General features: G+C 65.4%; 22 protein-coding genes. 12 read left to right on the forward strand and 10 right to left on the reverse strand.

Annotation, left to right across the window (positions count from 1 at the left end):
• Positions 1–111 precede the first annotated feature (111 nt).
• Positions 112–2,955 (reverse strand): CBS domain-containing protein, encoded by a 2,844-nt coding sequence (locus DFW101_RS03545; protein ID WP_009180157.1) that lies wholly within the window; start codon positions 2,953–2,955, stop codon positions 112–114.
• A gap of 15 nt (positions 2,956–2,970) precedes the next feature.
• The gene (xerD, locus tag DFW101_RS03550) at positions 2,971–3,900 is read right to left on the reverse strand and encodes a site-specific tyrosine recombinase XerD (protein ID WP_009180158.1); all 930 of its coding nucleotides are present in this window, start codon (positions 3,898–3,900) and stop codon (positions 2,971–2,973) included.
• Positions 3,901–4,044: 144 nt separating this feature from the next.
• On the opposite strand from xerD, the gene DFW101_RS03555 reads away from it, so the two are divergent.
• The 5 genes from DFW101_RS03555 to DFW101_RS03575 all read left to right on the forward strand — a co-directional run bounded on the left by DFW101_RS03555 (position 4,045) and on the right by DFW101_RS03575 (position 8,001).
• The gene (locus tag DFW101_RS03555; protein ID WP_009180159.1) at positions 4,045–5,211 is read left to right on the forward strand and encodes an LL-diaminopimelate aminotransferase; all 1,167 of its coding nucleotides are present in this window, start codon (positions 4,045–4,047) and stop codon (positions 5,209–5,211) included.
• Between the two features lie 8 nt (positions 5,212–5,219).
• Entirely contained in the window at positions 5,220–5,714 is a 495-nt protein-coding gene (gene folK / locus DFW101_RS03560) for a 2-amino-4-hydroxy-6-hydroxymethyldihydropteridine diphosphokinase (RefSeq protein WP_083838505.1), read from the forward strand.
• 33 nt (positions 5,715–5,747) lie between these two features.
• A complete protein-coding gene (locus DFW101_RS03565) occupies positions 5,748–6,062 on the forward strand; it encodes a hypothetical protein (RefSeq protein ID WP_009180161.1) in 315 nt (104 codons plus the stop codon).
• A 185-nt stretch (positions 6,063–6,247) separates the two neighbouring features.
• Positions 6,248–7,180: a hypothetical protein gene (locus DFW101_RS03570; protein ID WP_009180162.1), complete on the forward strand. Its 933-nt coding sequence runs from the start codon at positions 6,248–6,250 to the stop codon at positions 7,178–7,180.
• Positions 7,180–8,001 (forward strand): nitroreductase family protein, encoded by an 822-nt coding sequence (locus DFW101_RS03575; RefSeq protein ID WP_009180163.1) that lies wholly within the window; start codon positions 7,180–7,182, stop codon positions 7,999–8,001. Before DFW101_RS03570 ends, DFW101_RS03575 begins: the two co-directional genes overlap by 1 nt.
• A 165-nt stretch (positions 8,002–8,166) precedes the next feature.
• Here the strand turns inward: DFW101_RS03575 and tgt are convergent, their stop codons facing one another.
• Positions 8,167–9,303, reverse strand: a complete 1,137-nt coding sequence (gene tgt / locus DFW101_RS03580) for a tRNA guanosine(34) transglycosylase Tgt (protein WP_009180164.1) — start codon at positions 9,301–9,303, stop codon at positions 8,167–8,169.
• Between the two features lie 99 nt (positions 9,304–9,402).
• Here tgt and ade point away from each other — a divergent pair, with 99 nt between their 5' ends.
• Both ade and DFW101_RS19395 read left to right on the forward strand, forming a co-directional pair.
• Entirely contained in the window at positions 9,403–11,130 is a 1,728-nt protein-coding gene (ade, locus tag DFW101_RS03585; protein WP_009180165.1) for an adenine deaminase, read from the forward strand.
• Between the two features lie 96 nt (positions 11,131–11,226).
• Positions 11,227–11,688, forward strand: coding sequence for a hypothetical protein (locus tag DFW101_RS19395; protein ID WP_157137612.1), 462 nt, complete (start codon positions 11,227–11,229; stop codon positions 11,686–11,688).
• Positions 11,689–11,867: 179 nt separating this feature from the next.
• Here the strand turns inward: DFW101_RS19395 and typA are convergent, their stop codons facing one another.
• From typA to elbB, 5 genes are all read right to left on the reverse strand, one after another.
• A complete protein-coding gene (gene typA, locus DFW101_RS03590; RefSeq protein WP_009180166.1) occupies positions 11,868–13,706 on the reverse strand; it encodes a translational GTPase TypA in 1,839 nt (612 codons plus the stop codon).
• A gap of 79 nt (positions 13,707–13,785) precedes the next feature.
• Positions 13,786–15,519, reverse strand: coding sequence for a PAS domain-containing sensor histidine kinase (locus tag DFW101_RS03595; RefSeq protein ID WP_009180167.1), 1,734 nt, complete (start codon positions 15,517–15,519; stop codon positions 13,786–13,788).
• A complete protein-coding gene (gene ercA, locus DFW101_RS03600; protein ID WP_009180168.1) occupies positions 15,479–16,672 on the reverse strand; it encodes an alcohol dehydrogenase-like regulatory protein ErcA in 1,194 nt (397 codons plus the stop codon). The genes DFW101_RS03595 and ercA overlap by 41 nt, the downstream gene beginning before the upstream one ends.
• A gap of 165 nt (positions 16,673–16,837) precedes the next feature.
• The gene (locus tag DFW101_RS03605) at positions 16,838–17,638 is read right to left on the reverse strand and encodes a carbohydrate deacetylase (RefSeq protein ID WP_009180169.1); all 801 of its coding nucleotides are present in this window, start codon (positions 17,636–17,638) and stop codon (positions 16,838–16,840) included.
• 100 nt (positions 17,639–17,738) lie between these two features.
• Positions 17,739–18,398 (reverse strand): isoprenoid biosynthesis glyoxalase ElbB, encoded by a 660-nt coding sequence (gene elbB, locus DFW101_RS03610; RefSeq protein WP_009180170.1) that lies wholly within the window; start codon positions 18,396–18,398, stop codon positions 17,739–17,741.
• Positions 18,399–18,582: 184 nt separating this feature from the next.
• Between elbB and DFW101_RS03615 the strand changes: the two genes are divergently transcribed.
• The 5 genes from DFW101_RS03615 to DFW101_RS18875 are packed head-to-tail and all read left to right on the forward strand — an operon-like array spanning position 18,583 to position 23,174.
• The gene (locus DFW101_RS03615; protein ID WP_009180171.1) at positions 18,583–19,785 is read left to right on the forward strand and encodes a LeuA family protein; all 1,203 of its coding nucleotides are present in this window, start codon (positions 18,583–18,585) and stop codon (positions 19,783–19,785) included.
• A complete protein-coding gene (locus DFW101_RS03620) occupies positions 19,782–21,551 on the forward strand; it encodes an ABC transporter ATP-binding protein (protein ID WP_009180172.1) in 1,770 nt (589 codons plus the stop codon). Before DFW101_RS03615 ends, DFW101_RS03620 begins: the two co-directional genes overlap by 4 nt.
• Positions 21,548–21,763, forward strand: a complete 216-nt coding sequence (locus tag DFW101_RS03625; protein WP_009180173.1) for a hypothetical protein — start codon at positions 21,548–21,550, stop codon at positions 21,761–21,763. The genes DFW101_RS03620 and DFW101_RS03625 overlap by 4 nt, the downstream gene beginning before the upstream one ends.
• On the forward strand, positions 21,760–22,809 hold the full coding sequence (gene selD / locus DFW101_RS03630; RefSeq protein ID WP_009180174.1) for a selenide, water dikinase SelD: 1,050 nt from the start codon (positions 21,760–21,762) through the stop codon (positions 22,807–22,809). Before DFW101_RS03625 ends, selD begins: the two co-directional genes overlap by 4 nt.
• Positions 22,810–22,832: 23 nt before the next feature.
• Entirely contained in the window at positions 22,833–23,174 is a 342-nt protein-coding gene (locus tag DFW101_RS18875) for a DsrE family protein (protein ID WP_009180175.1), read from the forward strand.
• Positions 23,175–23,268: 94 nt separating this feature from the next.
• Here DFW101_RS18875 and DFW101_RS03635 read toward each other — a convergent pair whose 3' ends face one another.
• Positions 23,269–23,808 carry a YqhG/Tai3 family protein gene (locus tag DFW101_RS03635; RefSeq protein ID WP_009180176.1) on the reverse strand — a complete coding sequence of 180 codons (540 nt, stop codon included), beginning with the start codon at positions 23,806–23,808 and terminating at the stop codon, positions 23,269–23,271.
• Positions 23,809–23,978: 170 nt separating this feature from the next.
• On the reverse strand, positions 23,979–24,248 hold the full coding sequence (gene rpsT, locus DFW101_RS03640) for a 30S ribosomal protein S20 (protein ID WP_009180177.1): 270 nt from the start codon (positions 24,246–24,248) through the stop codon (positions 23,979–23,981).
• Positions 24,249–24,353 lie beyond the last annotated feature (105 nt).

A 24,353-nucleotide genomic window follows, 5' to 3' on the forward strand; every position in this document is an offset into this window, starting at 1 on the left:
GGGAGATGCTGCCGAAAACGCCTTTTCCTATGCCCAACCTGGAAAAATGTCGAGGCGGACGACAACGCCCGCCCCGGCTGGCGACGGCAAATCCTTCATGAAAGACTTGAACTATGACTTCTGGTGCAGCGTTTTGCCGTTTCCTCTGTCGCGCTCGGCCGGATGCTGGCCCGGGGATGCCTCCACCAACGGCGGGCCCGGTTCCCCGGCCGCAGCGGGGGCAAGCGTCTCCGGCGGCTCGGGCAGGACGCACCGCTCGCTCGTCGTCTTGCGGGCCAGAAGCGGCTCGATGGATTGTCCGGCGGCCAGCCGGCGGGCCATCTCCAGCTGTTCGGACCGGCAGGGGGCATGGCCGTCGATGACCGCGCCGAGGATCCGGCGCAGGATACCGGTGTACTGGGGGCCGGGCTCCACGCCGAGCTTCTTGAGGTCGTTGCCCGTCACCTCCACCCGTTTGCCGCGCAGGCTCGTCAGGTGTTGGGACACATACTTCTGGAGCGGCTCCCGGGGGTTTCTGGCCATGAGAAAGAGGGCTCCCTCGATGGGCAGGCCTTCGAGGAGAAAGTAGAGCTCCGAGAGCGGCCCCTTGTGGTACTCCCAGTTGAAAAGCCCCTGGGCGGTCTCCCGGATCTGGACGCGAAGGCTCGCGATCTCCCCGGCCGTGCGCTTGGAGAAATTGAGCCGCTTGGCAATGACCGTAAACTGCTCCGCATCCATGCCCGAGCACAGGGCCAGGAAATAGACCAGCCAGTTCTGGGGGGCGGGCTCGATGTAGAGGAGCCGGTACCAGTTAATGACGTTCTCCACCTCCATGAGCACCGTCTCCCGGGCCGGCGTCAAGGCCAGCAGCGGATGGACGGCGGCCAGGAGCTTGTATTCCTGCATGCGGCGCAGGCAGGCGAGCGGATTTTTTTCTTCCAGGATCAGCCGCAGTTCGTGGAAGACCCGGGCCCCGGAGAGGCGGTGGAAGAAGTTGTGGCGCACGGCGTTTTTGATCAGCCGGTCGGTCTGGCCGCCGATGCGGAAGCCGAAGCGTTCGCTGAAGCGGATGGCCCGGACGATGCGGGTCGGGTCCTCGACGAAGCTCAGGGAGTGCAGGACCCGCAGCACCCGCTCCTTGATGTCGCGCTGGGCCCCGAAAAAATCCACCAGCTCGCCGAACCGGTCGGGCAGGAGGTGGACGGCCAGGGCGTTGACCGTGAAGTCCCGGCGGTACAGGTCCATCTTGATGGAGGAGAGTTCCACCGTCGGCAGGGCGGCCGGGTATTCGTAGTATTCGAGCCGGGCCGTGGCCACGTCCACGCGCGCGTCGCCGGGCAGGATGATGACCGCGGTCTTGAACTTGGGGTGGGCCTTGTACCGGCCGCCGTAGGCCTTGGCCATGGCCGCGGCAAAGGCGATGCCGTCGCCCTCGACCACCAGGTCCACGTCGTAGTTGGGGTGCTTGAGGAGGAGATCCCGCACGAATCCGCCGACCACATACACGGCAAAGCCCATTTCGCGGCCCAGGTCCCCGGCCTTTTTGAGCAGTTCCAGGATGTCCTTGGGCAGGCGTTCGCGAAGAATGCCCCCGATGTTGCGATCACGCTTGCGCTCGGGCAAAAGCGATTCCGGAATCCGGGCCGGCTCCTTGACCAGCGTATTGACCAGGTCGGTGCGGGTGACCACGCCCGAGAGCCTGCCGTCCTCGACCACCGGCACCAGCCGCTGCCGCCGGCCGAGGATGATCTCCATGACCGGGTAGAGGTCGGTTTCGGCCGTGACCACGGCCGGGTCGCGGATCATGTATTCGGCCACAGGCACGTCGCCAAGGCCGTGGTTGATGGCCTTGTCCATGATGTCGTGCTCGATGACCCCGACGCACCGGCGGTTGCCCTTGGCCGTCACGGGCAGGGCTTTTAAGCCGTAGCGGGTCATGATCTCCTCGGCCCGGCGCATGGTGGCCGTCTCCTCGATGGACACGGCCGGCTTGCTCATGAGCTGGCGGACCAGGATCTGCGGATTGACCTGAGAGTAGAGCAGGCCGAAAAGCTCCTCGCGCACCTGGGTGAGCGTCCGGTTCTTGATGGAGGCCGAGGCGGCGTAGGGATGACCGCCGCCGCCGAGCGAGGCGCAGATTCTGCCCACGTCCACGTCCGGGCTGCGGGACCGGGCGACCAGATGGACCCGGTCGTTCATGAGCCCGATGGCGAAAAGGACGCGCAGGTTCTCCATGTCCAGAAACTTGTGCACGAGCAGGGCGAAATCGCCGATGTACTGGTCCGAGGTGGCTTCGGCGATAACCACTTCCACGCCGTTTATGTCATGGGTCTGGGCCGACTCGATGAGCTGGCTCATGATGGTGATCTGGTCCGAAGAGAGTTCCCGGGTCATGAGGTCGGCGATGACGCCCACGTCCATGCCCCGGGCCCGCAGCCAGGCGGCGGCGGCCAGGTCGTGCTCCGTGGTCGAGGCGAAGGTGAACGAGCCCGTATCCTCGTAGATGCCAAGGCCGAGGATGGTGGCCTCGTCCGTGGTCAGGGAGAGGTCCTCGGCCATGATCCGTTCCATCAAAATGGCCGTGGTCGAGCCCCAGGGCTTGACCACCGAAAGGGCGGCGGCCACGTCCTCGTCCGTGTCCGGGTGGTGGTCGTAGCAGTGGATGGCAAGATCCGTATTGGCAAAGACCGGCTCGATATGCGGCACCCGGGACCGCTGGCGGGTATCGACCAGGACCAGGGTATGGACGCTTGTGGGCTCGATATCCTTGAAATTTTTGAAATTGAAAAGATAGGTCGCGCTCTGGATGAAAAAATGCCGGATGTTTTTTTCCTGGCTGCCCGGAAAGATGAGGGTGGCGCCGGGATAGAGCTTGCCGGCGGCGATGATGGCGGCCAGACAGTCGAAATCGGCGTTGGCATGGCCGGTGACGATGACCGGCGCGGCCAGGAGCGGCGGCTTGGGCGGAAAACTCATAGGTGAAGTGTTGCCTTAACTTTTGCCAGGGGCGCGGGACCGGGGGTGGTGGGCGCGGTGTACGGCCAAAAGTCGGCCGGCCTGGACATGGGTGTAGATTTCGGTGGCGCTGATGTCGGCGTGGCCGAGCAGCATCTGGACGGTGCGCAGGTCCGCCCCGCCCTCGAGCAGATGGGTGGCGAAGGAGTGGCGCAGGCTGTGGGGCGAAATTCGGGTGGACACCCCGGCGGCCAGGGCGTGGGCCTTGATTTTTTTCCAGACAGCCTGGCGGCTGAGGCCCTGGCCGGAGCGGTTTAAGAAAATGAACTGCTCCCGGGGATGAAACGCGCCGCGCATGGTCAGGATATAGGTGGAAAGAAACTCCCGGGCCAGGGCGTGAATCGGGGTCAGCCGCTCCTTGGCCCCCTTGCCGAAGACGCGGAGCAGGCCGGCCTGGGCGTCGTAGTCGCCAAGAGTCAGGCCGACCAGTTCCGACACCCGCAGGCCGGCGGCGTAGAGGAGTTCGAGCATGGTCCGGTCCCGGTAGCCGAGGGGCGTGGCGGTGTCCGGCGCGTCCAGGAGCCTGGCCACGTCCTCCCGGGACAGGACGTCGGGGAGCAAGCGCGGCAGCTTGGGATTTTCAATGAGCGCGGCCGGGGACTCGGGCAGCCACTTTTCGGCCGCGGCAAAGGCGAAAAAACCGCGCAGGGCGGAGAGATGCCGGGCCAGGGACCGGCTCTGAAGGCCGCGGGTGCGCAGGTGCATGAGATAAAGGAAAAGAGTGTCGTCGGTAACGGTTTCGAGGGCGGCGGCGTGACTGTTTAAGAAAATCAAAAAGCTTGTGATGTCCGTCGAATAGGCGGCGATGGAATGCTCGGCCAGCCCCTTGGCCACGATCAGGTGCTCCAGGTAGCGGTCCACCCAGGGGTGGGAAGGAGGGGGGGAGGCGGTGTCGATGGTCATCATGGCGCCCGCCGACCCTGACACGATTTCCCCGGCCCGGCAACGGCCGGCCGGGAGGGGCCGACGCCGCTTGACACGGACTTTTTGTCGCATTTAGATTCGCGCCCTTGCGCCCGCGCCGGGCGATACCTGTCCAAAGGAGCCCCCATGATCGAATTTCCCATGGCCGACCGCCTGGCCGCCCTGCCGCCGTACCTTTTCGCCGAAATCGACCGGGTCAAGGCCCAAGTCCGGGCCCGGGGCGTGGATATCATCTCGCTTGGCATCGGCGACCCCGACATGCCGACGCCCGAATTCATCGTCGAAGCCCTGGCCGCCTCGGCCAAAAAGCCGGAGAACCACCAGTACCCGGATTACGTCGGTCTCTTGTCCTTTCGCACGGCCGTGGCCGACTGGTACAAGACCCGGTTCGGCGTGGCGCTCGATCCGGCCACCGAGGTGGTGAGCCTCATCGGCTCCAAGGAAGGGATCGCCCATTTCCCGCTGGCCTACGTCAACCCCAGCGATCTGGTCCTGGTCTGTCCGCCGAACTATCCGGTCTATCCCGTGGCCACCGGCTTTTGCGGCGGCACCGTGAAAAACCTGCCGCTTCTCGAGGAAAACGACTACCTGCCCGACCTCGACGCCGTGACCGACGCCGAATGGGCCCGGGCCAAAATGATTTTCGTCAATTATCCCAACAATCCGACCGCCGCCACCGCACCGCGTTCCTTTTACGAGAAGCTGATCAAAAAGGCCCGCGAGTCGAAGACCATTGTCGTGTCCGACGCCGCCTACACGGAGATGTACTACGATCCCACCGACAAACCGCTGTCGATCTTCGAGATCGAGGGAGCGAAAGACGTGGCCATCGAGTTCCACTCCCTGTCCAAGACCTACAACATGACCGGCTGGCGCATCGGCATGGCCGTGGGCAACGCCCAGCTCGTCAAGGGACTCGGCAAGATCAAGGAAAACGTGGATTCCGGCATCTTCCAGGCCGTGCAGGAGGCGGGCATCGCTGCCCTGGTCCACGGCGAGCCCTATGCCGAGAAGTTTCGGGCCGTGTACAAGGAGCGCCGGGACGTGGCCGTGGCCGCCCTGGCCAGGATGGGCATTGCCTGTCGCACGCCCAAGGCTTCGTTCTACCTCTGGTGCAAGGTCCCGGCCGGCCAGACTTCGGCCGCCTTCGTCACCAAGGTGCTGGAGCAGACCGGCGTGGTCGTGACCCCGGGCAACGGCTTCGGCGCGCCCGGGGAAGGCTATTTCCGCATCGCCATGACCGTGCCCGTGGCCCGGATGGAGGAGGCGCTGTCACGGATCGCCAAGCTGTAACCGCCTACATCGGCCTCGGCTCCAACCAAGGCGACCGGGAATCCTGGCTGGCTTTGGCCCGGGAGCGTCTGGCGGCGCTCCCGGGGGTGGCGCTTGCGGCGCAAAGTCCCATCTACGAGACCGAGCCCTGGGGCGACCCGGACCAGCCGCAGTTCCTGAACCAGGTCGTGGCCCTCGGCCTCGACCCGAGGGAGTGGCCGGCCAGACGGCTCCTGGCCGCCTTGCAGGCCATCGAGACGGACCTTGGCCGGGTGCGGAGTGAGCGGCGTTTCGGCCCCCGGACCCTGGACCTGGACATCCTGGCCTACGGCAACGAGCGCCTCGAGGAGCCGGACCTGGTCGTGCCGCACCCGAGGCTCCGGGAGCGGGCCTTTGTCCTGGTGCCGCTGGCCGATATCGCCCCGGACCTGGAGCTGGCGGACGGACAGGGCGGCAGCGTGAGACAGGCCCTTGGGAAAATCCCTTTCAAAATTGCCGGCAATACGCTACAGACACCGCGTTGATCGAGCCTTGAGAAGGGGCTTGGAAGGAGCAGTATGTTCAAATGGCTCATTCTGATCGCAGCTGCGTTCATTCTCTATAAGCTTTTCATGGGCGACCGGGGTCGCAAGAAAGAACAGGAAGTCGAGGCCAAAAAGCGCATGGCCGCCACCGGCGAGATGGTCAAGGATCCGGTCTGCGGCACTTATGTGCCGGCCGACGCCAACATCCGGGCCCGGGACGGCAACAAGGTCTATGCCTTTTGCAGCTACGAATGCCGCGACGCCTTTGTCAAACGCCTGGAGGCCGTCCGCACCCAGTCCGTGGAGCAGGCCGAGGAAAAGGAAAAGGCGGAAACCGGCCGGTCCTGATCCCACGGCGCCGCTTGGGCCCATTCCCGTGGTCTGGCGAAACCCCGAAGCAGCGTCTTCGCCCGAACGCGGGCTGGACCGCCTCCCTTGTGTCGCGCCCCGGCGAAATAGTCCTTTCCTCCGTTGGCGGCTTTCCCACCCTGGCGTGGCGGCCGGCCGCCCGGCCGCCGAGGCGAAGCGATTCCATGAAGACCCGTATCGTCGATGTGGCGATCAACGTGTTCGGCAAGCCGGCCCAGACGGCCTTGTCCCTGGTCTCCCTTTTGGCCTGTTCGGGCCGCTTTATCGACCGGATCTATTTCATCGAAGAACCGGACGGCATGAACACGGCCTTCACCCATGCCGAGACGCTTCGTGTCCTGGGCGACCGGGTGGTCCATTACCGTCCGAAGTTCATGAACTGGCGCTACGCCGTGGACCCTGCCCGCCTCGTCGACCCGGACTACCGTCACGCCCTGCGCTACCAGTACGCCTTCGAGCACACGGACAAGAACTACCTGCTCCTTGTCCACAACGACTGCGAATTCACGCACGACGTGGTGGGGCACCTGCTTGGCCGACTCGGCGGCCACACGGGCGTGGGCGAGATCGGCCAGTGCTGGCTGTGCCCGGCCCATCACCTGGGCCGCTGCGGGCCGGGCCGCCATCTGGAATTCCGGCCCGACTTCGACGAGGTCCGGGCCCTCTACGACGCCCTGGACCAGTCCATCTACCGGCGGCGCTACACCGAGGAGCCGACCGAAGCGCTGGTCGGAACCCCCTGGCCCCTGCCCGAATGCCGGCTCAATGAATTCTGCTGCCTCTTGAGTATGGCCAAGGCCCGGCCGGCCACCTGTCCCGAAGGCCCGGCCAGGCCCTTCGGGGCTTACGTCGATGTCGGCAACCCCTGGACCGGCAACGGCATCCTGGACATCGGCGTGGCCTGGTTCGGCGATCTCGTCCGCATGGGCCATACTTTCGGCCACGTTCCCCTCAAGGACCACGTGCGCCACGTGACCGGCGGCCACAAGGCCCTTTTCGCCCCGGACCTGTACGTGGCCAGCGAGGAAAAGGCCCTGGCTGTCCTCCGCGCCCGGTTCGGCGGCATCGGTTCGGCAAATCCACAGGAAGGTGCGTGATGACCCTTTTCCGCATAGGCGAGAAATGCCGTGGCTGTGGCCTGTGCGCGGCCGCCTGCCCGGCCAGCCTGGTGCGCCAGAAGGCTCCCGGCGAACGTCCGGTTCCCCTGGCCGGCCGTGAGGCCCACTGCATCCGGTGCGGCCACTGCGCAGCCGTCTGTCCGTCCGGCTCTTTTGCCCACACCCTGCTCGACGGCCGGGATTTCGAACCGATTCGGCGAAAGGACCTGCCCACCCCGGCCTCCCTGCGCCACCTCCTCATGGCCCGCCGCTCCTGCCGCACCTATGATGCGAAGCCCTTGGCGCGCGAGAAGATTCTCAACCTGATCGAAGCCGTGCGCCACGCCCCGACCGGGCACAACACCCGTCAGGTCGGCTATGTGGTGGTGGACGGACCGGACCGGATGGACGAGGCACGCCGGGGCGTGCTGGAGTGGATCAATCTGGAGGTCGCGGCCGGCTCGGCCCGGGCGGCCGAACTGCATTTGGCCGGAGCGGCCCGGGCGGCCGAGCGGGGCAAGGACGTGATTTTTCGCGGCGCGCCCCACGTGGTGGTGGTTCATGCCCCGGCCGAGGGCATAACGCCGGTCCTCGACGCGGCCATCGCCTGCTCCTGGCTCGAAATCGCGGCCGCAGCCGGCGGCTATGGGGCCTGCTGGTGCGGCTACCTCATTTTCGCCCTGGCCGCCTATCCGCCGCTTGGCGAACGCCTCGGCATCCCGGCCGGCCACCGGGGCCACGCCGCCTTGCTCCTCGGCCGTCCGGCCTCCCGCCCGGTATCGATCCCGCCGCGCGGCATGCCGGAGGTGAAGTTTTTTTAAGATGCCTCCGGCGGCCAGAGAGAAACTTTTTGCAAAAAGTTTCTCTCTGGACTCTCTTCAAAAAATTTTGGCGCGCTTCGCGTCGTGGCTGTCGATGGACGCCCCTTCGAGGGGGGCCGGGGGGAATGATTCCCCCGGCGGGGTCCGGGGCGTAGCCCCGATCTTCTATTCTTCGGTCTGCTCTTCGTCTGTCGGGTACACGGCTTCCATCTCGGCCCGGAAGGCGGCGAAGCGGCCGTCGCGGATGGCCTGCCTGGCCCGCTCCATCATGATGGAAAAAAAAGTCAAATTGTGCAGGGTGTTGAGTCGGTAGGACAAAAGCTCCCGGGCCACGTAGAGGTGGCGCAGGTAGGCTTTGGAAAAAGTCTGGCAGGCGTAGCAGGGGCAGGTCGGATCGAGCGGGGTGTCGTCCTCGCGGTATTCGGCCCGCTTGATGTTGACCTTGCCCTGGAAGGTGAAAAGGGTGCCGTTTCGGGCATTTCGGGTCGGCAGGACGCAGTCGAACATGTCTATGCCGGCGGCCATGCCGGCGAGCAGGTCGCGCGGCGCGCCGACCCCCATCAGGTAGCGGGGCCGGTCGGCCGGGAGCAGGGGAGTGGCGTCGCCCAGGATGTCGTACATCTCCTCGCGGCTCTCGCCCACGGAAAGGCCGCCCAGGGCGTAGCCGTCAAAGCCGATCTCCAGGAGCTGGGCCGCGCTTTCGGCCCGCAGGTCCTTGAAAAAGCCGCCCTGGACGATGCCGAAAAGGAGCTGGCCCCGGTGGCCGCCCGGATGGGCCTGCCGGCACCGTCTGGCCCAGCGGGTGGTCAGGGCCAACGATTTCTCCGTGTAGGCCCGGTCCGCGCCGTAGGGCACGCATTCGTCCAGGACCATCATGATGTCGGAACCCAGGTTCTGCTGGATGGCGATGACCTTTTCCGGGGAAAAGAGATGGCGCGACCCGTCGATGTGCGAGGAAAACGTCACGCCTTCCTCCGCGATCTGGCGCAGGCCCGACAGGCTAAAGACCTGAAACCCGCCGGAATCGGTCAGGATCGGCCCGTCCCAGCCCATGAAGCGGTGGAGCCCGCCGAGTTTGGCCACCAGCTCGTCGCCAGGGCGCAGGTACAGGTGATAGGTGTTGCCGAGGATGATCTGGGCCTTGAGGTCGTGGAGGTCGGTCGGGCACAGGCTTTTGACCGTGCCCTGGGTGCCGACGGGCATGAAGATCGGGGTTTCGACGTCGCCATGGGCGGTCGTCAGGCATCCGGTTCTGGCATTGCCGTCGCCCGGGCCGAGGGTAAAAGTTCCTGGTACGTTCATGTGCCATGATATAAGGGATTTTCGGGCGAGGTTCAACCAGGCTTGTCCCTGGTTTTCCTCCGCCGGCATACGAGAAACCCGAACCCCAGCGAGTCCGCCATGCCCGAATCCGAGAGCCTGGATACCATCCGGCGGCGACTGGCCGCCGGACGCGGCGACGAGCCGGCCGATCTGCTCCTCCGAAACGCCCGGGTCCTAAACGTCCTTTCCGGCGAGATCCACCCGGCCAATGTGGCCGTGGCCGAAGGGGTGGTGGTCGGGTTCGACGGCCGGGAGGCGCACACCGTGGTCGAGGCGGACGGGCGGTTTTTGTGTCCGGGCCTGATCGACGGCCATATCCACATCGAATCCACGCTTCTTTCCCCGCCGGTCTTCGCCCGGGCCGTGGCTCCCCACGGCACCTGCGCCGTGGTTTCAGACCCCCACGAGATCGCCAACGTCCTGGGGCTTACCGGCATCGAATACATGCTGGCCTGCAGCCGTGACCTGCCCGTGACCTGCTATTTCATGATGCCTTCCTGCGTGCCGGCAACGGACATGGCCACGTCCGGGGCCAGGCTCGGGGCGGCGGAAGTGGCCGCCATGCTGGCCCGGTATCCGGACCGGATCCTGGGATTGGCCGAGGTCATGAACTATCCCGGGGTAGTCAATGGCGACGAGGACATGCTGCGAAAGCTTCGGGCCGCCCGGGGGCGGGTCATCGACGGCCATGCCCCGGGTCTGACGGGCCGGGCCCTCGACGCCTACGTCACGGCCGGGCCGGGCTCGGACCACGAGTGCACCGAACTGGACGAAGCCCGGGAGAAGTTGCGGCGGGGCCTGCACATCATGATCCGGCAGGGCAGCACGGAAAAAAACCTGGACGCGCTCATCGCGCTGGTGACGCCGGAAAATGCGGGCCGGTTTTCCCTGGTCAGCGACGACCGGGACCCGGTGGACCTGAGCCGGGAAGGGCACTTAAACGCCCTGGTGCGGATGGCTGTCGAGCGGGGCGTGCCGCCGCTTCGGGCCGTGGCCATGGCCTCCATCAACCCGGCCCGGTATTTCGGCCTCAGGAGAAGGGGGGCCGTGGCTCCGGGCTACCGGGCCGACTTCATGCTGATAAATGACCTTGAATCATTTGATATTACAGATGTTTATCTGGCTGGCCGGCATCTGGACGAGTGGGAGTTCGCGGACCGCTCCTGTCTGACGCCGCCCCGGGCCATGCGGGTCGGCGGGGAACTGGCCGAAGCGAGTCTGGCCGTGCCGGCCGCGACGTCCCGCATCCGGGTCATCGGCATGGTGCCGGGCCAGATCGTCACCGAGCACCTCACCTGGGACGCGACAGTCCGGGACGGCCTGGCCGTGGCTGATCCAAGCCGCGATCTGGCCAAGCTGGCCGTCATCGAGCGGCACAAGGCCACGGGCAACGTGGGGCTTGGTTTCGTCTCGGGGCTTAAGCTCCGGCGCGGGGCCATTGCCGGCACGGTTGCCCACGACGCCCATAACATCATCATGGCCGGAGTCAACGACGCGGACATGGTGCTGGCCGCCCGGACACTCATGGTGTCCGGTGGCGGGTTCGCGGTGGTTGCCGACGGCAGGGTCCTGGCCCAGGTCCGTTTGCCCGTGGCCGGGCTCATGAGCGACGCGCCGCTTGAGGTGGTGACCCGGGAGCTTGCCGGTTTGACGGCGGCGTATCGGCAAGTCTCGGGCGGCGTGGTCCTGGCCCATCCGTTCATGGCCATGTCGTTTCTGTCCCTGGAGGTGATTCCGGCGCTCAAGCTCACGGACAAGGGGCTCTTTGACGTGGCCGCGTTTTCGCCGGTGTCGCTGTTCGTGTAGGGAAACCGGCCCGATGACGGTTCTGGGCGGCAGCCGTGGTGCCATGGTTTGCGGCGTGGCCAAAAAATATCCCGGCAATGATCGGCCAGAATCGGAATGCTGGTTCGCAGGAGGCTTTCCAAGGGCAAGGCCGCCTTCCAGGCGCATCCGGACACATCAGGCGACGGAGACAAAGACAAGCGGCCAGGGTTTTTCCGTCTTTCTTTCCCTTTCGCCTTTATGTCTCATAATGTAAATTATGTTAACTTTGTTTCCTGGGAAACCTGCAGGGAAGGCAAATCCTGCCGGGTCTTTCCCTTGCGCGAACCCGCTCATTCTTCGGAGCTGCGCGTGGCGTCTGCCTTGGCTGCCCGTGCTACCCCGGTTACCGTATTTCTTTTCCCGCCTGTTTCGTTCGGACTTGCGGTTGGCGGGCCGGCGAAAAGCCATCCGGCAGCAATCTCCGACAGCAGGAAATGTATTCACCTATTGATTATTTTTGTTGATAGATATTTATTGTGCGAACATTATCCCGTAGAAAGATTTCACCGCGTTCGCCTCTACGGAAAACCTTGCTAGAAAGTTGGCTCGCTTTCCGGCTTCCCGATCTTCCTTCCAGATGCGCCAGTTTGCCGCCTTCACGCCTTTGCCCTCCGGACGCAACCGCTTAAACCCAGAAGACCCGGCACGGCGCCAGGCCTTCTGGGTTTTTCGTGACAGGCAGTCGTAAGCAGGCGACCAGCCGCCAAACCTCCCTACTACTTGTCTTTCTTTCTGGCCCCGTCGAGGGTGTGGCGATCCTTGGCCGACAGCACGGACTTGCGCAGTCGGATGGACAGGGGCGTGACCTCCACCATCTCGTCCTCGCGCACGAAGTGCAGGGCGCGTTCGAGCGTCATGGGCAGCACGGGCGAGAGAACGACGTTTTCGTCCTTGCCCGAGGCGCGCATGTTGGTCAGTTTCTTTTCCTTGCACGGGTTGACGTTGATGTCGTTGTCCCGGTTGTGCTCGCCAACGATCATGCCCTCGTAGACCGGCTCGCCGGCCGTGATGAAAAGCCGACCGCGCGGCTCGAGGTTGAAAAGCGCATAGGGTACGCCCACCCCCTCGCGGTCGCAGACGATGGACCCGGTGAACCGGCTCGGGAAGTCGCCGCGGTACTCCTCATACCCGTCCAGGGACGAGTTCATGATGCCCGTGCCCTTGGTGTCGGTCAGAAATTCGTCCCGGTAGCCGATAAGGCCCCGCGACGGGATGGAAAATTCCAGCCGCACCCGGCCAGAACCGTGGTTGACCAGGTTCAGCATCCGGCCTTTGCGGATGGAGAGCTTCTCGGTGACAACCCCGACAAAGGCCTCGTCGCAGTCGATGGACAGGTGCTCGACCGGCTCCTTGCGCACGCCGCCTTCGGTCTTGAAAATGACTTCCGGCCGGCCGACGGACAGTTCGAAGCCTTCCCGGCGCATGGTCTCGACCAGGATCGCCATCTGGAATTCGCCCCGTCCCTTGACCGTGAAGCTGTCCTTGTCCTCGGTCTCCTCCACCTGCACGGCCACGTTGCGCAACGTTTCCTTGTACAGACGCTCGCGCAGCTTGGCCGACTGCACGAACTTGCCCTCCCGGCCGGCGAACGGCGAGGAGTTGATGGCAAAGCGCATGGCCACGGTCGGCTCGTCCACGTGGATACGGGGCAAGGCCTTGGGAGCGGCGGCGGTGCAGATGGTGTCGCCGATGGTCACCTCTTCGACGCCGGAAAGGACGATGATGTCCCCGGCCTCGGCCTCTTCGGTTTCGGTCAGGCTCGGGCCTTGATAGACCTGCAGCTTGGAGACGCGAAGGGGCTTGCCCACGTCGCTCTCGTCAATGCATACCAGGGTCTGGTTGATGCGGGCCGTGCCGGAAATGACCCGGCCGACGGCCAGACGCCCCAGGAATTCGGAATAGCCGAGATCCGAGACCAGCATGCGAAACGGCTCGGACGGATCATGGGACGGGGCCGGGATTTCGGAGAGAATCCGCTCGAAAAGCGGGGCCAAGTCCTTGCCCTCGGCGTCCAGAGACTCCTTGGCCAGGCCTTCGCGGCCGATGGCAAAAAGGACGGGAAATTCGAGCTGCTCCTCGGAGGCGTCCAGGTCGATGAAAAGGTCGTAGATTTCGTTTAAGACTTCGTCGGTCCGGGCGTCCTTGCGGTCGATCTTGTTGACCACGACAATGACGGGCAGGCCCCGGTCCAGGGTTTTTTTGAGCACGAACCGGGTCTGCGGCAGCGGCCCTTCGGAGGAATCGACCAGGAGCACCGCGCCGTCGACCATGGACAGGGCCCGCTCCACTTCGCCGCCGAAGTCGGCGTGGCCCGGGGTGTCGATGATGTTGATCTTGACCCCCTTCCACATGACCGCGCAGTTTTTGGCGGCAATGGTGATGCCGCGTTCCCGTTCGAGGTCCATGCTGTCCATGACCCGGTCCGCCACTTCCTGGTTCTGGCGGTACAGGCCGCTTTGACGGAACATATGGTCCACGAGCGTGGTCTTGCCGTGGTCGACGTGGGCGATGATGGCGATATTGCGCAGGGCTTCGTTTCTGGTCGTCTCTTTCATGCGGGGGTTCCTTGAAAAAACGTTGCCGGCGCGGATCCTCTCCGCTGCCGGGCCAGGGGACATACCGTAATGCACGGGCTTAGGCAATCGGCAGGGTGAACGTGAAGGTGCTGCCCGACCCGGGCTTTGATACGTAAAATATGCGGCCGCCGTGTGACTCGACGATATGTTTGCAGATGGCAAGCCCAAGTCCCGTGCCCTTGGGCTTGTTGGTCAGGGTGGCGCCGATCTGGTTGAATTTTTCAAATACCTTGTGCTGCTCGCTTTCCGGGATGCCGATGCCCGTGTCGGTCACGTCGACGACGATGTAATGCCCTTCCGTCCGGGCCCGGCAGGTGACCGAGCCGCGTTCGGTGAATTTGAGGGCATTGGAGACCAGGTTGACCAGGACCTGGATGAGCCGGTCCCGGTCGCCGAGCACCTCCGGCAGCCGGCCTTCGATGCGGGTGTCGAGCGACACCTTCTTGTGGCTGGAAAGCAGGCCCACCGAGGCGGACATGACGTGGCGCACCACTTCGGCCGGGTCCACACGCTCTTGCTTGAAGGCCATCTTGCCGGCCTCGAGCTTGGCCAGGTCCAGGACGTCGTTGATGAGGTGCTTGAGCCGTTCGCCCTCGGAGACGATGATGCCGAGGTTCTCCATGACCTGCTCGGCCTGGCGGCGACGGCGCGGGTCCCTGTCGAGGAGCGGCAGGAAAAGTTGTTCCAGGCGCTTTTCGATGATCACGGCAAATCCGAGGACCGAGGTGAGCGGGGTACGGATTTCGTGGGAAACCATGGACAGAAAATCGGACTTGGCCCGGTTGGCCGCTTCGGCCGCCTCTTCCGCCCGCTTGCGGATGGTCACCTCGTGGGTGAGCCGTTCGTTGATGCGGGTCAGTTCGGCCGTGCGCTCGGCAACCCTGGTTTCGAGCTCGTCGTGGTAGCGCAAGAGCGTCTGCTCCGCCTTCTTGCGCACGGTCACGTCCTGGAGCGACCCGTCGAAACGCTCGGGTTCGCCGGCGGCGTCGCGGATGCGGCGGGCGTTGATGAGGCCCCAGATGGTGTTTCCGGTTTTGGTCGTCATCTGCACTTCCAGGTTTTTCACCTGGTCGTAGCGGGTCAGTTCCGACCGGATGCGCTGGCGGTCCTCGGGGTGGGTCACGATCTGGTCCACCACGTTTTTGATGCGGCGCATGAGCTCGCGGGTCGAGGCATAGCCGAGCAGCGAGGCCATGGCCGGGTTGGCGCTGATGAGCCGGCCGTCGAGCGAGCTCTGGAAAATGCCTTCCGCGGCGTTCTCCACGATGCCCCGGTATTTCTCCTCGGCCCGTTTGAGGGCCTGTTCGTTTTTTTTGCGCTCGGTCACGTCCCGGGCCACGATGATGGCGATAGGGCCTTCCTCGCCGCTGGCCAGGCGGAAGGTCACCTCCACCGACGGGCTGACGCCGCCCCTGACGCCCGGACGGCCGAGCACGGTTTCGATGCGGCCGGCCGCGAAGTCCCCGGAAAAAAGGCCGCGCAGGTGGTCCACCGCCTCCTGGGGCAGGAGTTCCTCGAACAGGCGGCCGACCAGGGCCTGCCGGTCCTGGCGCAGCATGGTGCCGGCCGCGCCGGCGGCGTCGGTGATGCGGCCGGTGCGGCCGTCGACCAGGAAAATGGCCTCGCCGGTCTGGTCAAGGAGCGACCGGAACCGCTCCAGTTCCTCGAGGCGGCGTTTGAGCTCCGGATAATAGCTCTTGCTGACCGAGTGTTCGCCGAACCCGAGCAGCCTGGCCCGGCGGTCGTCCCGGTCAGGACCGGGGCCGGCTGGGGCTTTCGCAGGCACTTTCATAGATGGCTTCGATGTCGGTTGCGGTTGGCTGCCTCGGATTGGTCAGCAGGCAGGGATCGTCCAAGGCCTTTTGGGCCAGTTCGCGCATGTTTTCCGGGGTGACGCCGAGATCGGCCAGCCCCACGGTCACGCCGGCCACCTGTTTGAAGTCGCGGATGGCGTCGAGCACGGCTTTCTTGTTGGCGCACGGCGCGCTCCCCTTCTCCAGGCGCGCGCCGAGAAGCCGGCCTATTTCCTCGTAACGTCCCGGAGCGGCTTCGTAATTGTAATCGGCCACATGGTCCATGAGGATGGCGTTGCAAAGGCCGTGGGGCAGGTCGAGCAGGCCGCCCAGGCTGTGGGCCATGGCATGGACTGCGCCGAGAATGGCGTTTGAAAAAGCCATGCCGGCATAGAGGCTGGCTAGCAGCATGCCCCCCCGGGCCTCGATGTCCCCTGGCGCGGCCATGGCCCGCAGGAGGTTGGCCCGGATCAGGCGCATGGCCTCCAGGGCCAGCAGGTCCGTCACCGGACCGTGGGCATTGGAGACGTAGGCTTCCATGGCGTGGGTCAGGGCGTCCAGGCCGGTATGGGCCGTCAGCGTCTCCGGCATGGTCACGGTGACGTCGGGGTCGATGAGCGCGGCGTCGGGAATGAGCGTTTTGCTCGCAATGGCGATTTTGACCTTGCGGGCCGTGTCCGTGACAATGGCGAACTGCGACACCTCCGCCCCGGTCCCGGCCGTGGTCGGGACGCACAAAAGCGGCGGTCCGGGGCGGTCCACGCTGTCCACGCCCTCGAATTCGAGGATGTGGCGGCCATTGGCCGAGACGATGCCGATGGCCTTGGCGCAGTCCATGGCCGAGCCTCCGCCGACCGCGACCAGGGCGTCGCAGCCGCACGCGGCAAAGGCCGCCGCCCCGGCCATGACCTCATGGTCCCGGGGATTGGAGGAAAGGCTGGAAAAAAGCGAGGATTCGATGCCGGCCGCGGCCAGGCTCCGTTCGACCTGCTGGGGCCAGCCAAGAGCCAAGAGGTCCGGATCGGCCACGAGCAGTGCCCGCCGGACTCCGAGCCCGGCCGCCTGATGGCCGGCCAGCCCCAGGGCCCCCTGGCCGAAAACGAATTCCGGGGCCACGAATTTGCGCATGGACAGCAAAAATTTTTCCCGCATGCGCTCCCCCTTGGGCCGGCACTTCTTTCCGCCCCGCTTTTCCGCCGTTTGTTCAAGCGACGCCAAGCCGCGCCACGGCCACCGTCCGATGCCCGGGACGCGGCACCGCCCTGCCCTCTATAGTTATCCATGGAAAAAGTAGATACTTTTTCCATGGGCGCGACTCTAGCCGAGAAAAACGGAACCCGCACCTGTCGCGGCCGGCCGGGGTACGGTTGCGGCCGGAAACGCCGGAGCCGCGAAAACGATTCCCCGATCGGCCAGGGCTGTGGCCAGGGCCGGGTCGGCAAAGACGCGCAGTTCTTCCTCGCGGCCGGCGGCATAGGTGCTTATGGCCAGAAGTTCGGTGTCCACCCGGCCCGGATGGGCCATGACCTCGACCACGCCCGTTTCGCCCAGTTCCGCGAAGGCGTTGTCCACCAGGGCGAGAAACCGCTCGGCTGACAGGTCTTCGCCGAAAAACCGGGTGATGCAGGTGTCGGCATGGGGCACGCCGGCCGCGGCCAGGGTCTGGCGCATGTCGTCGGAAAGGGCCCTGGCCGGCACCCCGAGTTCCCGGGCCAGTTCCAGAAAGACGGGAAACACCTCCGGCCGCTTGTGGATATGGTGGTGCGAATCGAGGTGGCTCGGCGTCAGTCCCGTGGCCCGGAACCGGGCCAGTTGGGCCCGCCATTCGCGGCGCACCTCGTCCGGATCGACGTCCGTGACCGCGATCTTCTTGCGGGGAAAGGTCCCCTCCCCGGTCACGAGGGTCGAAACGTCTCCGGCCGGCAGGCATGGCGTGCCGCCGGTCAGTTGCAAATGGAGCCCCACCCGGCCGGCGATGGCCGGCCCCAGGCGCGCGATCCGCTCCACGCCGCCCTTCACGCAGACCATGGCCGTGGTGCCGGCCACCACGCCGGCCGCCATGGCTTCCAAAATGCCCTGGCTTACGCCCTCGTCGGCATTGACGAAAAGCCGCCGCATCCATCCTCCTTGACGGAATCCGCACCGTACCCTGCCGCGCCGTCTTGCCCTTCGGACCAGATACGGCTGCCGCCCCTGGCCGTCGCCGGGCCGCCTCCGGTCAGGAGGCCTTGACCCGGTCGAGCACGGCCGCAACGAGCTTCTCGATGCCCTTGGCGATGTCGGCAATGCCGGGCCCGAGCATGTAGGCCGGGGTGGTGACAAGGTTGTTGGCCGCGTCCACCTGGATCTCGTCCACGGCCCTGGCCACGTGTCTTGCCCCGGCCGCTTCCAGGCCCTGGATCGTGGCCGGGTCGTTGCCGATGGTCAGTTCGGGGTGGAATTTCCCCAGGACCAGGGCCAGAACCGCCGGGGCGATGCAGATGGCCCCGATGGGCTTGCCGGCCGCGTGCATGGCGGCAACAAGGGCCGCAACCGAAGGGAAAACCGTCCCATGGGCACCGTTTGTCGCGAAATCGCACAGGTTCTTGACCGCGCCCATGCCGCCCGGCAGGATCAGGCCGTCGAGCTCTTCGGCGCGCACGCCGGCCACGTCGGCAATATTGCCCCGGGCGATGCGGGCGGCTTCGGTCCGGGCGTTGCGGTGCACCTTGCCCGGTGTCCGGGTCACATGGTCCACGGCCGTAAACGGCATTTCCGGAGCCAGGCAGACCACCTTGGCGCCGGCCTTGTCCAGGAAATAGAGGGTCAGGGTGGCTTCGTGGATCTCCGATCCGTCGAAAACGCCGCACCCGGACAACAAGACGCCGATGGTTGCCATACGCCCCCGCTCCTTGGCTATGGAAAATGGGATGAGCCGATCTGGGTTGGAGGGAAAAAATATCCTTTGCTCCGTGTTTCGTCAAATGATCCGCCCCGATCCGCCCGGCCACTCGCCTCCCCGGCGCCCCTGGCCGGCCGCCCGCTCCCGTTGCCATCGGGACGAAAACGGCGCATGAAGGCCCATGCCCAAGCGCTCGCCCTCCCGTTTTCCGGCTCCCCGCCTCACGCCCCTGATCCTATCGGACACCACCCTGCGCGACGGGGCGCAAATGCCGGGCGTCCGGTTTTCCGTGGACGACAAGGTGGCCATTGCCAAGGCCCTGGCCGATGCCGGCGTCGGCGTCATCGAGGCCGGGTTTCCGGCCGGATCCGAGCGCGAGATCGAGGCCGTGCGGCGGATCTGCGCCGAAGTGCCGGGGCCGCGCATCATGGTCCTTTGCCGGGCCGTGGCCGGAGACATCGACGCCGCCTGGGAAGCCCTTGCCGATGCCGCACCCGAGGGACGCGGGGTCGGGATCTTTCTGGCCACCAGTCCCCTGCATCGCCGCCACAAGCTCGGCAAATCCAAGGCCCAGTGCCTGGACATGATCGGCCGGGCCGTGGCCTATGCCAGGAAGCGGTTTTTGAAAGTGACGTTCAGTTGCGAGGACGGCAGCCGCACGGAACCCGCCTTTCTGCGCCAAGCGTATGGCGTGGCCATGGACGCCGGCGCCACGGGCATCGGCTTTCCGGACACCTTGGGCGTCCTGACCCCGGAGGCGGTCCGGCGGCGGGTGCGGATGCTCGCCGCCCTGGCCCATCCTCGGGGCGTGCGCCTGCGCGTCCACTTCCACAACGACCTCGGGCTGGCCACGGCCAATACCCTGGCCGCCGTGGCCGCCGGCGCGGACATCGTCCACCTGACCGTGGGCGGCATCGGCGAGCGGGCGGGTAACGCCGCCCTGGAAGAGACGGTCATGGCCCTTATCCTCAACCAGAAGCAGTACCGCCGTTCCATCGGCGTGGATCCGGCCAAACTGACGGGCCTTTGCCGCCTGGTGTCGCGCCTGTCCGGGGTGCCCCTTGCGGCCAACAAGGCCGTGGTCGGGGCCAACATTTTCGCCACCTCGGCCGGGGTGCACCAGGACGGCCTGCTCAAGCACCCGGACACCTACCTGCCGTTTCGGCCCGAGGCCGTGGGCGCGGACGGCATCCGCCTGCCTTTGTCCCCCCTGTCCGGCAAGGCGGCCCTGGCCCTGCGCCTGGCCGAGCTTGGCATCGAGCTTTCGCCGGACGAGCTTGGCCGGACCAGCCGGATCATGAAAAACGCGGGAAAGGAGGCCTGGGCCGACGAGGAGGCGCTCCTGCGCCGGGCCGCCGCCGCCGCCAGGCAGGCAAGCCTGTGAACGCCCCTTCTTCCTCCCAGCCCTTTTTCGGCCGCCACGTCTGGGCCCTCTATGCCTTCCTGCGTCCCTACAAAAAGGCCGTCATGGGCGGACTGGGCCTGAACGTCCTGGCCCGGGTCTGCGACCTGCTGCCCCTGGCCGTGGCCGGCCGGGTCATCGACGCCGCCGCGGCCGGCACCCGCGATCCTCATGTCTACGTCCTCTACGGCCTGGGCATCCTTTGCAGCTTCGTCTTTCTGGCCATCTTCCAGAGCGGCTCGGACTATGTCCTGGCCGCCATGGCCCAGAAGGCCCGCCACGACATCCGGCTTGCCCTCTACGGCCACCTGCAGACCCTGGATCCGGCCTTTTTCGAGGACCGGCAGACCGGGGACATCATGTCCGTCATCGTCGGCGACGTGGATACCCTCGAAAGCTTTCTGACCGACTCCTCCACCTCGATTATCCGGGTGGCGGTCACCTTCCTCGGCATCTACGGCTACCTCTTTTTCCTGGAATGGCGGCTGGCCACGCTCCTTTTCATTCCGCTGCCCATCGCCGTGCTGGCCATCCGCCACTTCGTCACCCGGGTCCAGCCGCGTTATCGCGAGGCTCGGCGGGCCGTGGGAGCCATCGGGGCCCTGCTCGAAAACAACATCTCGGGCATGGGCGTCATCCAGGCCTACACGGCCGAGGACCGGCTCTACGACGCCGTGTCCGCCCGTTCGGCCACCTACCGCGACGAGGCCGTGGCCGCCGAATTCGAGCGGGCCCGGTTTCTGCCCGCCATGTACGCCGTGGCCGGACTGTCCTTTGGTGCCGTCTTTGCCGGCGGCGGCTGGCTGGTCGCGGCCGGGCACGGACCGACGGTCGGGGACTACACCACCTTTGTCCTGTTCGCGGCCCGGCTCGTGCTGCCGCTGTTCGTCTTCGGCATGCTCATCAACCAGATCCAGCGGGCCGAGGCCGCGGCCGCGCGCATAAGCGAGCTTTTCGCGGTGCGGCCCCGGGTGGCCGACCGGCCGGAGGCCGTGGCCCTGGCCGGCCGGCCGATGCGCGTGGATTTTTCGGACGTCCGCTTCGCCTACCCGGGCCGGGAGCCGGTCATAAACGGGGTCAGCTTTACGCTTGGCCAGGGCAACGTCCTCGGCGTGGTCGGTCCGACCGGGGCCGGCAAATCGACGCTGGTCAAGCTGCTCCTGCGCTACTTCGAGCCGACCGGCGGCGAGATCACCCTCGATGGCGTGCCGCTCGCCGCCTACACGCTTCGCAGCTACCGGGGGCTTCTCGGCTACGTCTCCCAGGAAGCCTTCCTTTTCCACGGCACGGTGGCCGAAAACATCCTGCTCGGCCGGCCCGAGGCCGACAGGGAGGCCGTGCGCCAGGCGGCGACCGTGGCCGGGGCGGACGAATTCATCCTGAAGCTGCCAAGCGGCTACGACACCATCATCGGCGAGCGCGGCATGAAGCTTTCCGGCGGTGAGCGCCAACGGGTGTCCCTGGCCCGGGCCATCCTGCGCGATCCGGCCATCCTCATCCTGGACGAGGCCACCTCGGCCGTGGACAACCAGACCGAGGCGGTCATTCAGCAAAATCTCCACTCCTTCCGCCAGGGACGCCTCACCCTGGCCGTGGCCCACCGGCTGTCCACGGTGCGCCAGTGTTCGGAGATTCTGGTGGTGGTTGACGGCTATGTGGTCGAGCGCGGCGACCACGACAGCCTGCTGGCGGCGGGCGGCGTCTATGCCGGCATGTGGGCCGTGCAGAGCGGCCAGGATCTGGCGTGACGCTCGATCCCGACACGGCGACCGTGCTTGAGGTCGTGGCCGCCTGCCCGGCCACCCAGGCCGTCTTCCGACGCTACGACACGGCGGCCGGCTGCTGTCTTTTGTGCGAAGGGCTTTTCGAGACCATCTGCGGGCTCGCCGCCCGGTTCGACCTTGACCGGGAGGCGCTCGTAAACGATCTTCGGGCCGTGATGAAAAAGGAAGAAGTATGACGATCGAACTGGTCAAGACCGTCACCGCCGCCGGCTGAGCGGCCAAGATTCCTCCAGGGGACCTGGAGGCCATCTTGCGGGGCCTGCCCCCTGTCACCGATCCTCGCCTGCTGACCGCCCAGGGTGTCAACGAGGATGCGGCCGTGGTGCGCCTTCCGGACGGCCGGGGCCTGGTTCAGACCGTTGATTTCTTCACGCCCATCGTCAACGATCCCTACAAGTTCGGCCGCATCGCCGCGGCCAATGCCCTGTCCGACGTCTACGCCATGGGCGGGGTGCCGCTTTCCGCCATGAACATCGTCTGCTTTCCCGTAAAGACCATGGACCGGATGATCCTGGCCGAGATCCTGCGCGGCGGCCTGGACGCGGTGCTCGAAGCCGGAGCCGTGCCGGCCGGCGGGCACAGCGTGGAGGACAAGGAGATCAAGTACGGCCTGGCCGTCTCGGGCCTGGTCGATGCCGACGGCTTTGCCGCCAACACGGGGCTTGTGCCCGGCGACGTGCTCCTCCTGACCAAGCCGCTCGGCACCGGCGTCCTGGCCACGGCGCTCAAGGGAAATTTCGGCGACGCGGCCGTGCTCGAAGACCTGCTTTTTCAGTGGGCCGGCCGGCTCAATGCCGCCGGTGGCCGGGTCATCCGGGAGCTGGGCCTCAAGGCGGCGACCGACGTGACCGGCTTTGGCCTCGGCGGCCATGTGCTGGAAATGGCGCGGGCCTCGCATGTGGCCGTGGAGCTGCGCCTGGCCGACATCCCCTTCCTGCCCCAGGCCGTGGAACTGGCGGGCCTGGGCATGTTGCCCGCCGGCAGCTTCGCCAACCGCAACTACTGCGCCAGCGCGGTGTCCGTGGCCCCCGGCCTGGACCCCATCCAATCCGATCTGGCCTTCGACGCCCAGACCTCCGGCGGCCTGGTCCTGGCCGTGCCCGAAGCGAAAGTGGAGGCGGCAAGAAAGATGCTACTCGATGCCGGGGATCTTGCGGCGGTTATTGGACGGGTGGTGGAGGCAGAGGCAGCGGAAGGGGCGGCGAGGCTGCGGCTGATTTGACAATAACGGTTGAGGTTAACTCCATGTATTACGATGTGATCTTTCATTTTGATCAAGACGCCGAAAAACTCAGTGTCGCTTTAAGCAATGTACGAAACTATATAAAAGCACTTCACGCTGAAAGTTTCACCATTGTTCTTGTGGTAAACGGACCCGGCATCAAAATGATGGGCAAGACCGATAGCCAGGCAGAGCAACTCACAGAATTAGCCTCGCTCGGCCTCAGTGTCCGTGTCTGTCAAAATGCCTTGCATCACTTCCATCTCAAGCCGGAATGGCTCAATCCTGTCTGTCAAATAGTTCCTGCGGGAATTATTGAAATTGTCGATCTTCAAAGAAAGGCTTTCACCTACATCAAGCCCTGATGCTCCCTTTCGATACAGTAGAGTTCAAAAGGCAAGGCATTGGTGCATCGGCCCTTGCGAACGGATGGGGCAAAGATGAAGGTGAGAAAATTCTTTAAGGCCGACACCGTACCGCATCCACCTTCCACATCCCCCCCTCTTCCACCATCTCGAACGTAGCCGCCTTGTCCTTCTCTTCCGGCCATTTGTAGGCCACCACCGCCTTCCCTTCCGCTGACGACTCGGTCTTGTACCGATACGCCCCTGCCGGTTCGTCCTGGGCGCAGGTCAGGGGATTGTAGTCCAGGCCGCACAGTTCGCCGGCCACGTACCTGCCGTTGCAGTTTTCCTGTACCGCCGCTTTTTCCTGGGCCGCCATGTCATCGAGCAGCCGTTTGGTGAAAAATCGGGCATAGCCCTTGTCGGCCTTGGGTTTGTAGCTGGGCGCGCGGAGCACGAATTCGAGCAGGTTCGGGTCCTTGCCGGACAGGTGCAGGACTTTGTCGAGAGCCTTTTCGGCTTCGGATGCGGCGACGTGGTAGCCGGCGTTTCCGACCGGGGCCGGTTCCCCGGTCTGGGCGGGGGCGGCGGCGAGCAGCAGGACAAGGACAAGCCACAACAGGGACGGCAGGCGGGGCGAATGCAGGCACGGCATACGGGCGGGCTCCGGCTACAGGTTTTGGTCCATGCCGTTCCCTACCCGAGGCGGCGGTGTCTGTCATGTCGACTCGGGTAGGCAGCAAGCGGCCAAATCCCGTGACCAACACCGAAAGCCCGTTGCGGAAAACCGCAACGGGCTGAAAAACTGGCAAAAAACCGTAGGAGTTAGGCCTGCTTGCTCTTGCTGATGGCCGTGGACAGACGGGAGATGTTACGGGCCGCGGTCTTCCAGTGAATGATTTTCTTGGTAGCGGCCTTGTCCAGGACCTTGGTGGCGGTCAGCAGGGCCGTTTCGGCGGCGGCGGTGTCGCCGGTGGCCAGGGCGGCGCGCACGGTTTTGATGACGTTGCGCACGCGGGTTTTCACCGCCCGGTTGCGAGCCCGGGCCAAAAGACTTTGACGATGCCGTTTCAGAGCGGATTTATGGTTGGCCAAGGATCGTTCCTCCGTGTGATGTTCGCTAAAGCAGGATTACTTAAATTGATGGCCTGGAACTGTCAAGCAAAAAATGCCATTTCGAGCGTAACGAGGCAAGCCACA

Origin of the sequence: Solidesulfovibrio carbinoliphilus subsp. oakridgensis, assembly GCF_000177215.2 — a bacterium.
Classification (GTDB): Bacteria; Desulfobacterota; Desulfovibrionia; order Desulfovibrionales; family Desulfovibrionaceae; genus Solidesulfovibrio; species Solidesulfovibrio carbinoliphilus.

What these genes read in the sequence shown, in the direction of transcription:
- DFW101_RS03545 (WP_009180157.1), bottom strand. Translation starts at nt 2,955, where the DNA reads ATGAGTTTTCCGCCCAAGCCGCCGCTCCTGGCCGCGCCGGTCATCGTC.
- xerD (WP_009180158.1), bottom strand. Translation starts at nt 3,900, where the DNA reads ATGATGACCATCGACACCGCCTCCCCCCCTCCTTCCCACCCCTGGGTG.
- DFW101_RS03555 (WP_009180159.1), top strand. Translation starts at nt 4,045, where the DNA reads ATGATCGAATTTCCCATGGCCGACCGCCTGGCCGCCCTGCCGCCGTAC.
- DFW101_RS03565 (WP_009180161.1), top strand. Translation starts at nt 5,748, where the DNA reads ATGTTCAAATGGCTCATTCTGATCGCAGCTGCGTTCATTCTCTATAAG.
- DFW101_RS03570 (WP_009180162.1), top strand. Translation starts at nt 6,248, where the DNA reads ATGAAGACCCGTATCGTCGATGTGGCGATCAACGTGTTCGGCAAGCCG.
- DFW101_RS03575 (WP_009180163.1), top strand. Translation starts at nt 7,180, where the DNA reads ATGACCCTTTTCCGCATAGGCGAGAAATGCCGTGGCTGTGGCCTGTGC.
- tgt (WP_009180164.1), bottom strand. Translation starts at nt 9,303, where the DNA reads ATGAACGTACCAGGAACTTTTACCCTCGGCCCGGGCGACGGCAATGCC.
- ade (WP_009180165.1), top strand. Translation starts at nt 9,403, where the DNA reads ATGCCCGAATCCGAGAGCCTGGATACCATCCGGCGGCGACTGGCCGCC.
- DFW101_RS19395 (WP_157137612.1), top strand. Translation starts at nt 11,227, where the DNA reads ATGCTGGTTCGCAGGAGGCTTTCCAAGGGCAAGGCCGCCTTCCAGGCG.
- typA (WP_009180166.1), bottom strand. Translation starts at nt 13,706, where the DNA reads ATGAAAGAGACGACCAGAAACGAAGCCCTGCGCAATATCGCCATCATC.
- DFW101_RS03595 (WP_009180167.1), bottom strand. Translation starts at nt 15,519, where the DNA reads ATGAAAGTGCCTGCGAAAGCCCCAGCCGGCCCCGGTCCTGACCGGGAC.
- ercA (WP_009180168.1), bottom strand. Translation starts at nt 16,672, where the DNA reads ATGCGGGAAAAATTTTTGCTGTCCATGCGCAAATTCGTGGCCCCGGAA.
- DFW101_RS03605 (WP_009180169.1), bottom strand. Translation starts at nt 17,638, where the DNA reads ATGCGGCGGCTTTTCGTCAATGCCGACGAGGGCGTAAGCCAGGGCATT.
- elbB (WP_009180170.1), bottom strand. Translation starts at nt 18,398, where the DNA reads ATGGCAACCATCGGCGTCTTGTTGTCCGGGTGCGGCGTTTTCGACGGA.
- DFW101_RS03615 (WP_009180171.1), top strand. Translation starts at nt 18,583, where the DNA reads ATGCCCAAGCGCTCGCCCTCCCGTTTTCCGGCTCCCCGCCTCACGCCC.
- DFW101_RS18875 (WP_009180175.1), top strand. Translation starts at nt 22,833, where the DNA reads ATGTATTACGATGTGATCTTTCATTTTGATCAAGACGCCGAAAAACTC.
- DFW101_RS03635 (WP_009180176.1), bottom strand. Translation starts at nt 23,808, where the DNA reads ATGCCGTGCCTGCATTCGCCCCGCCTGCCGTCCCTGTTGTGGCTTGTC.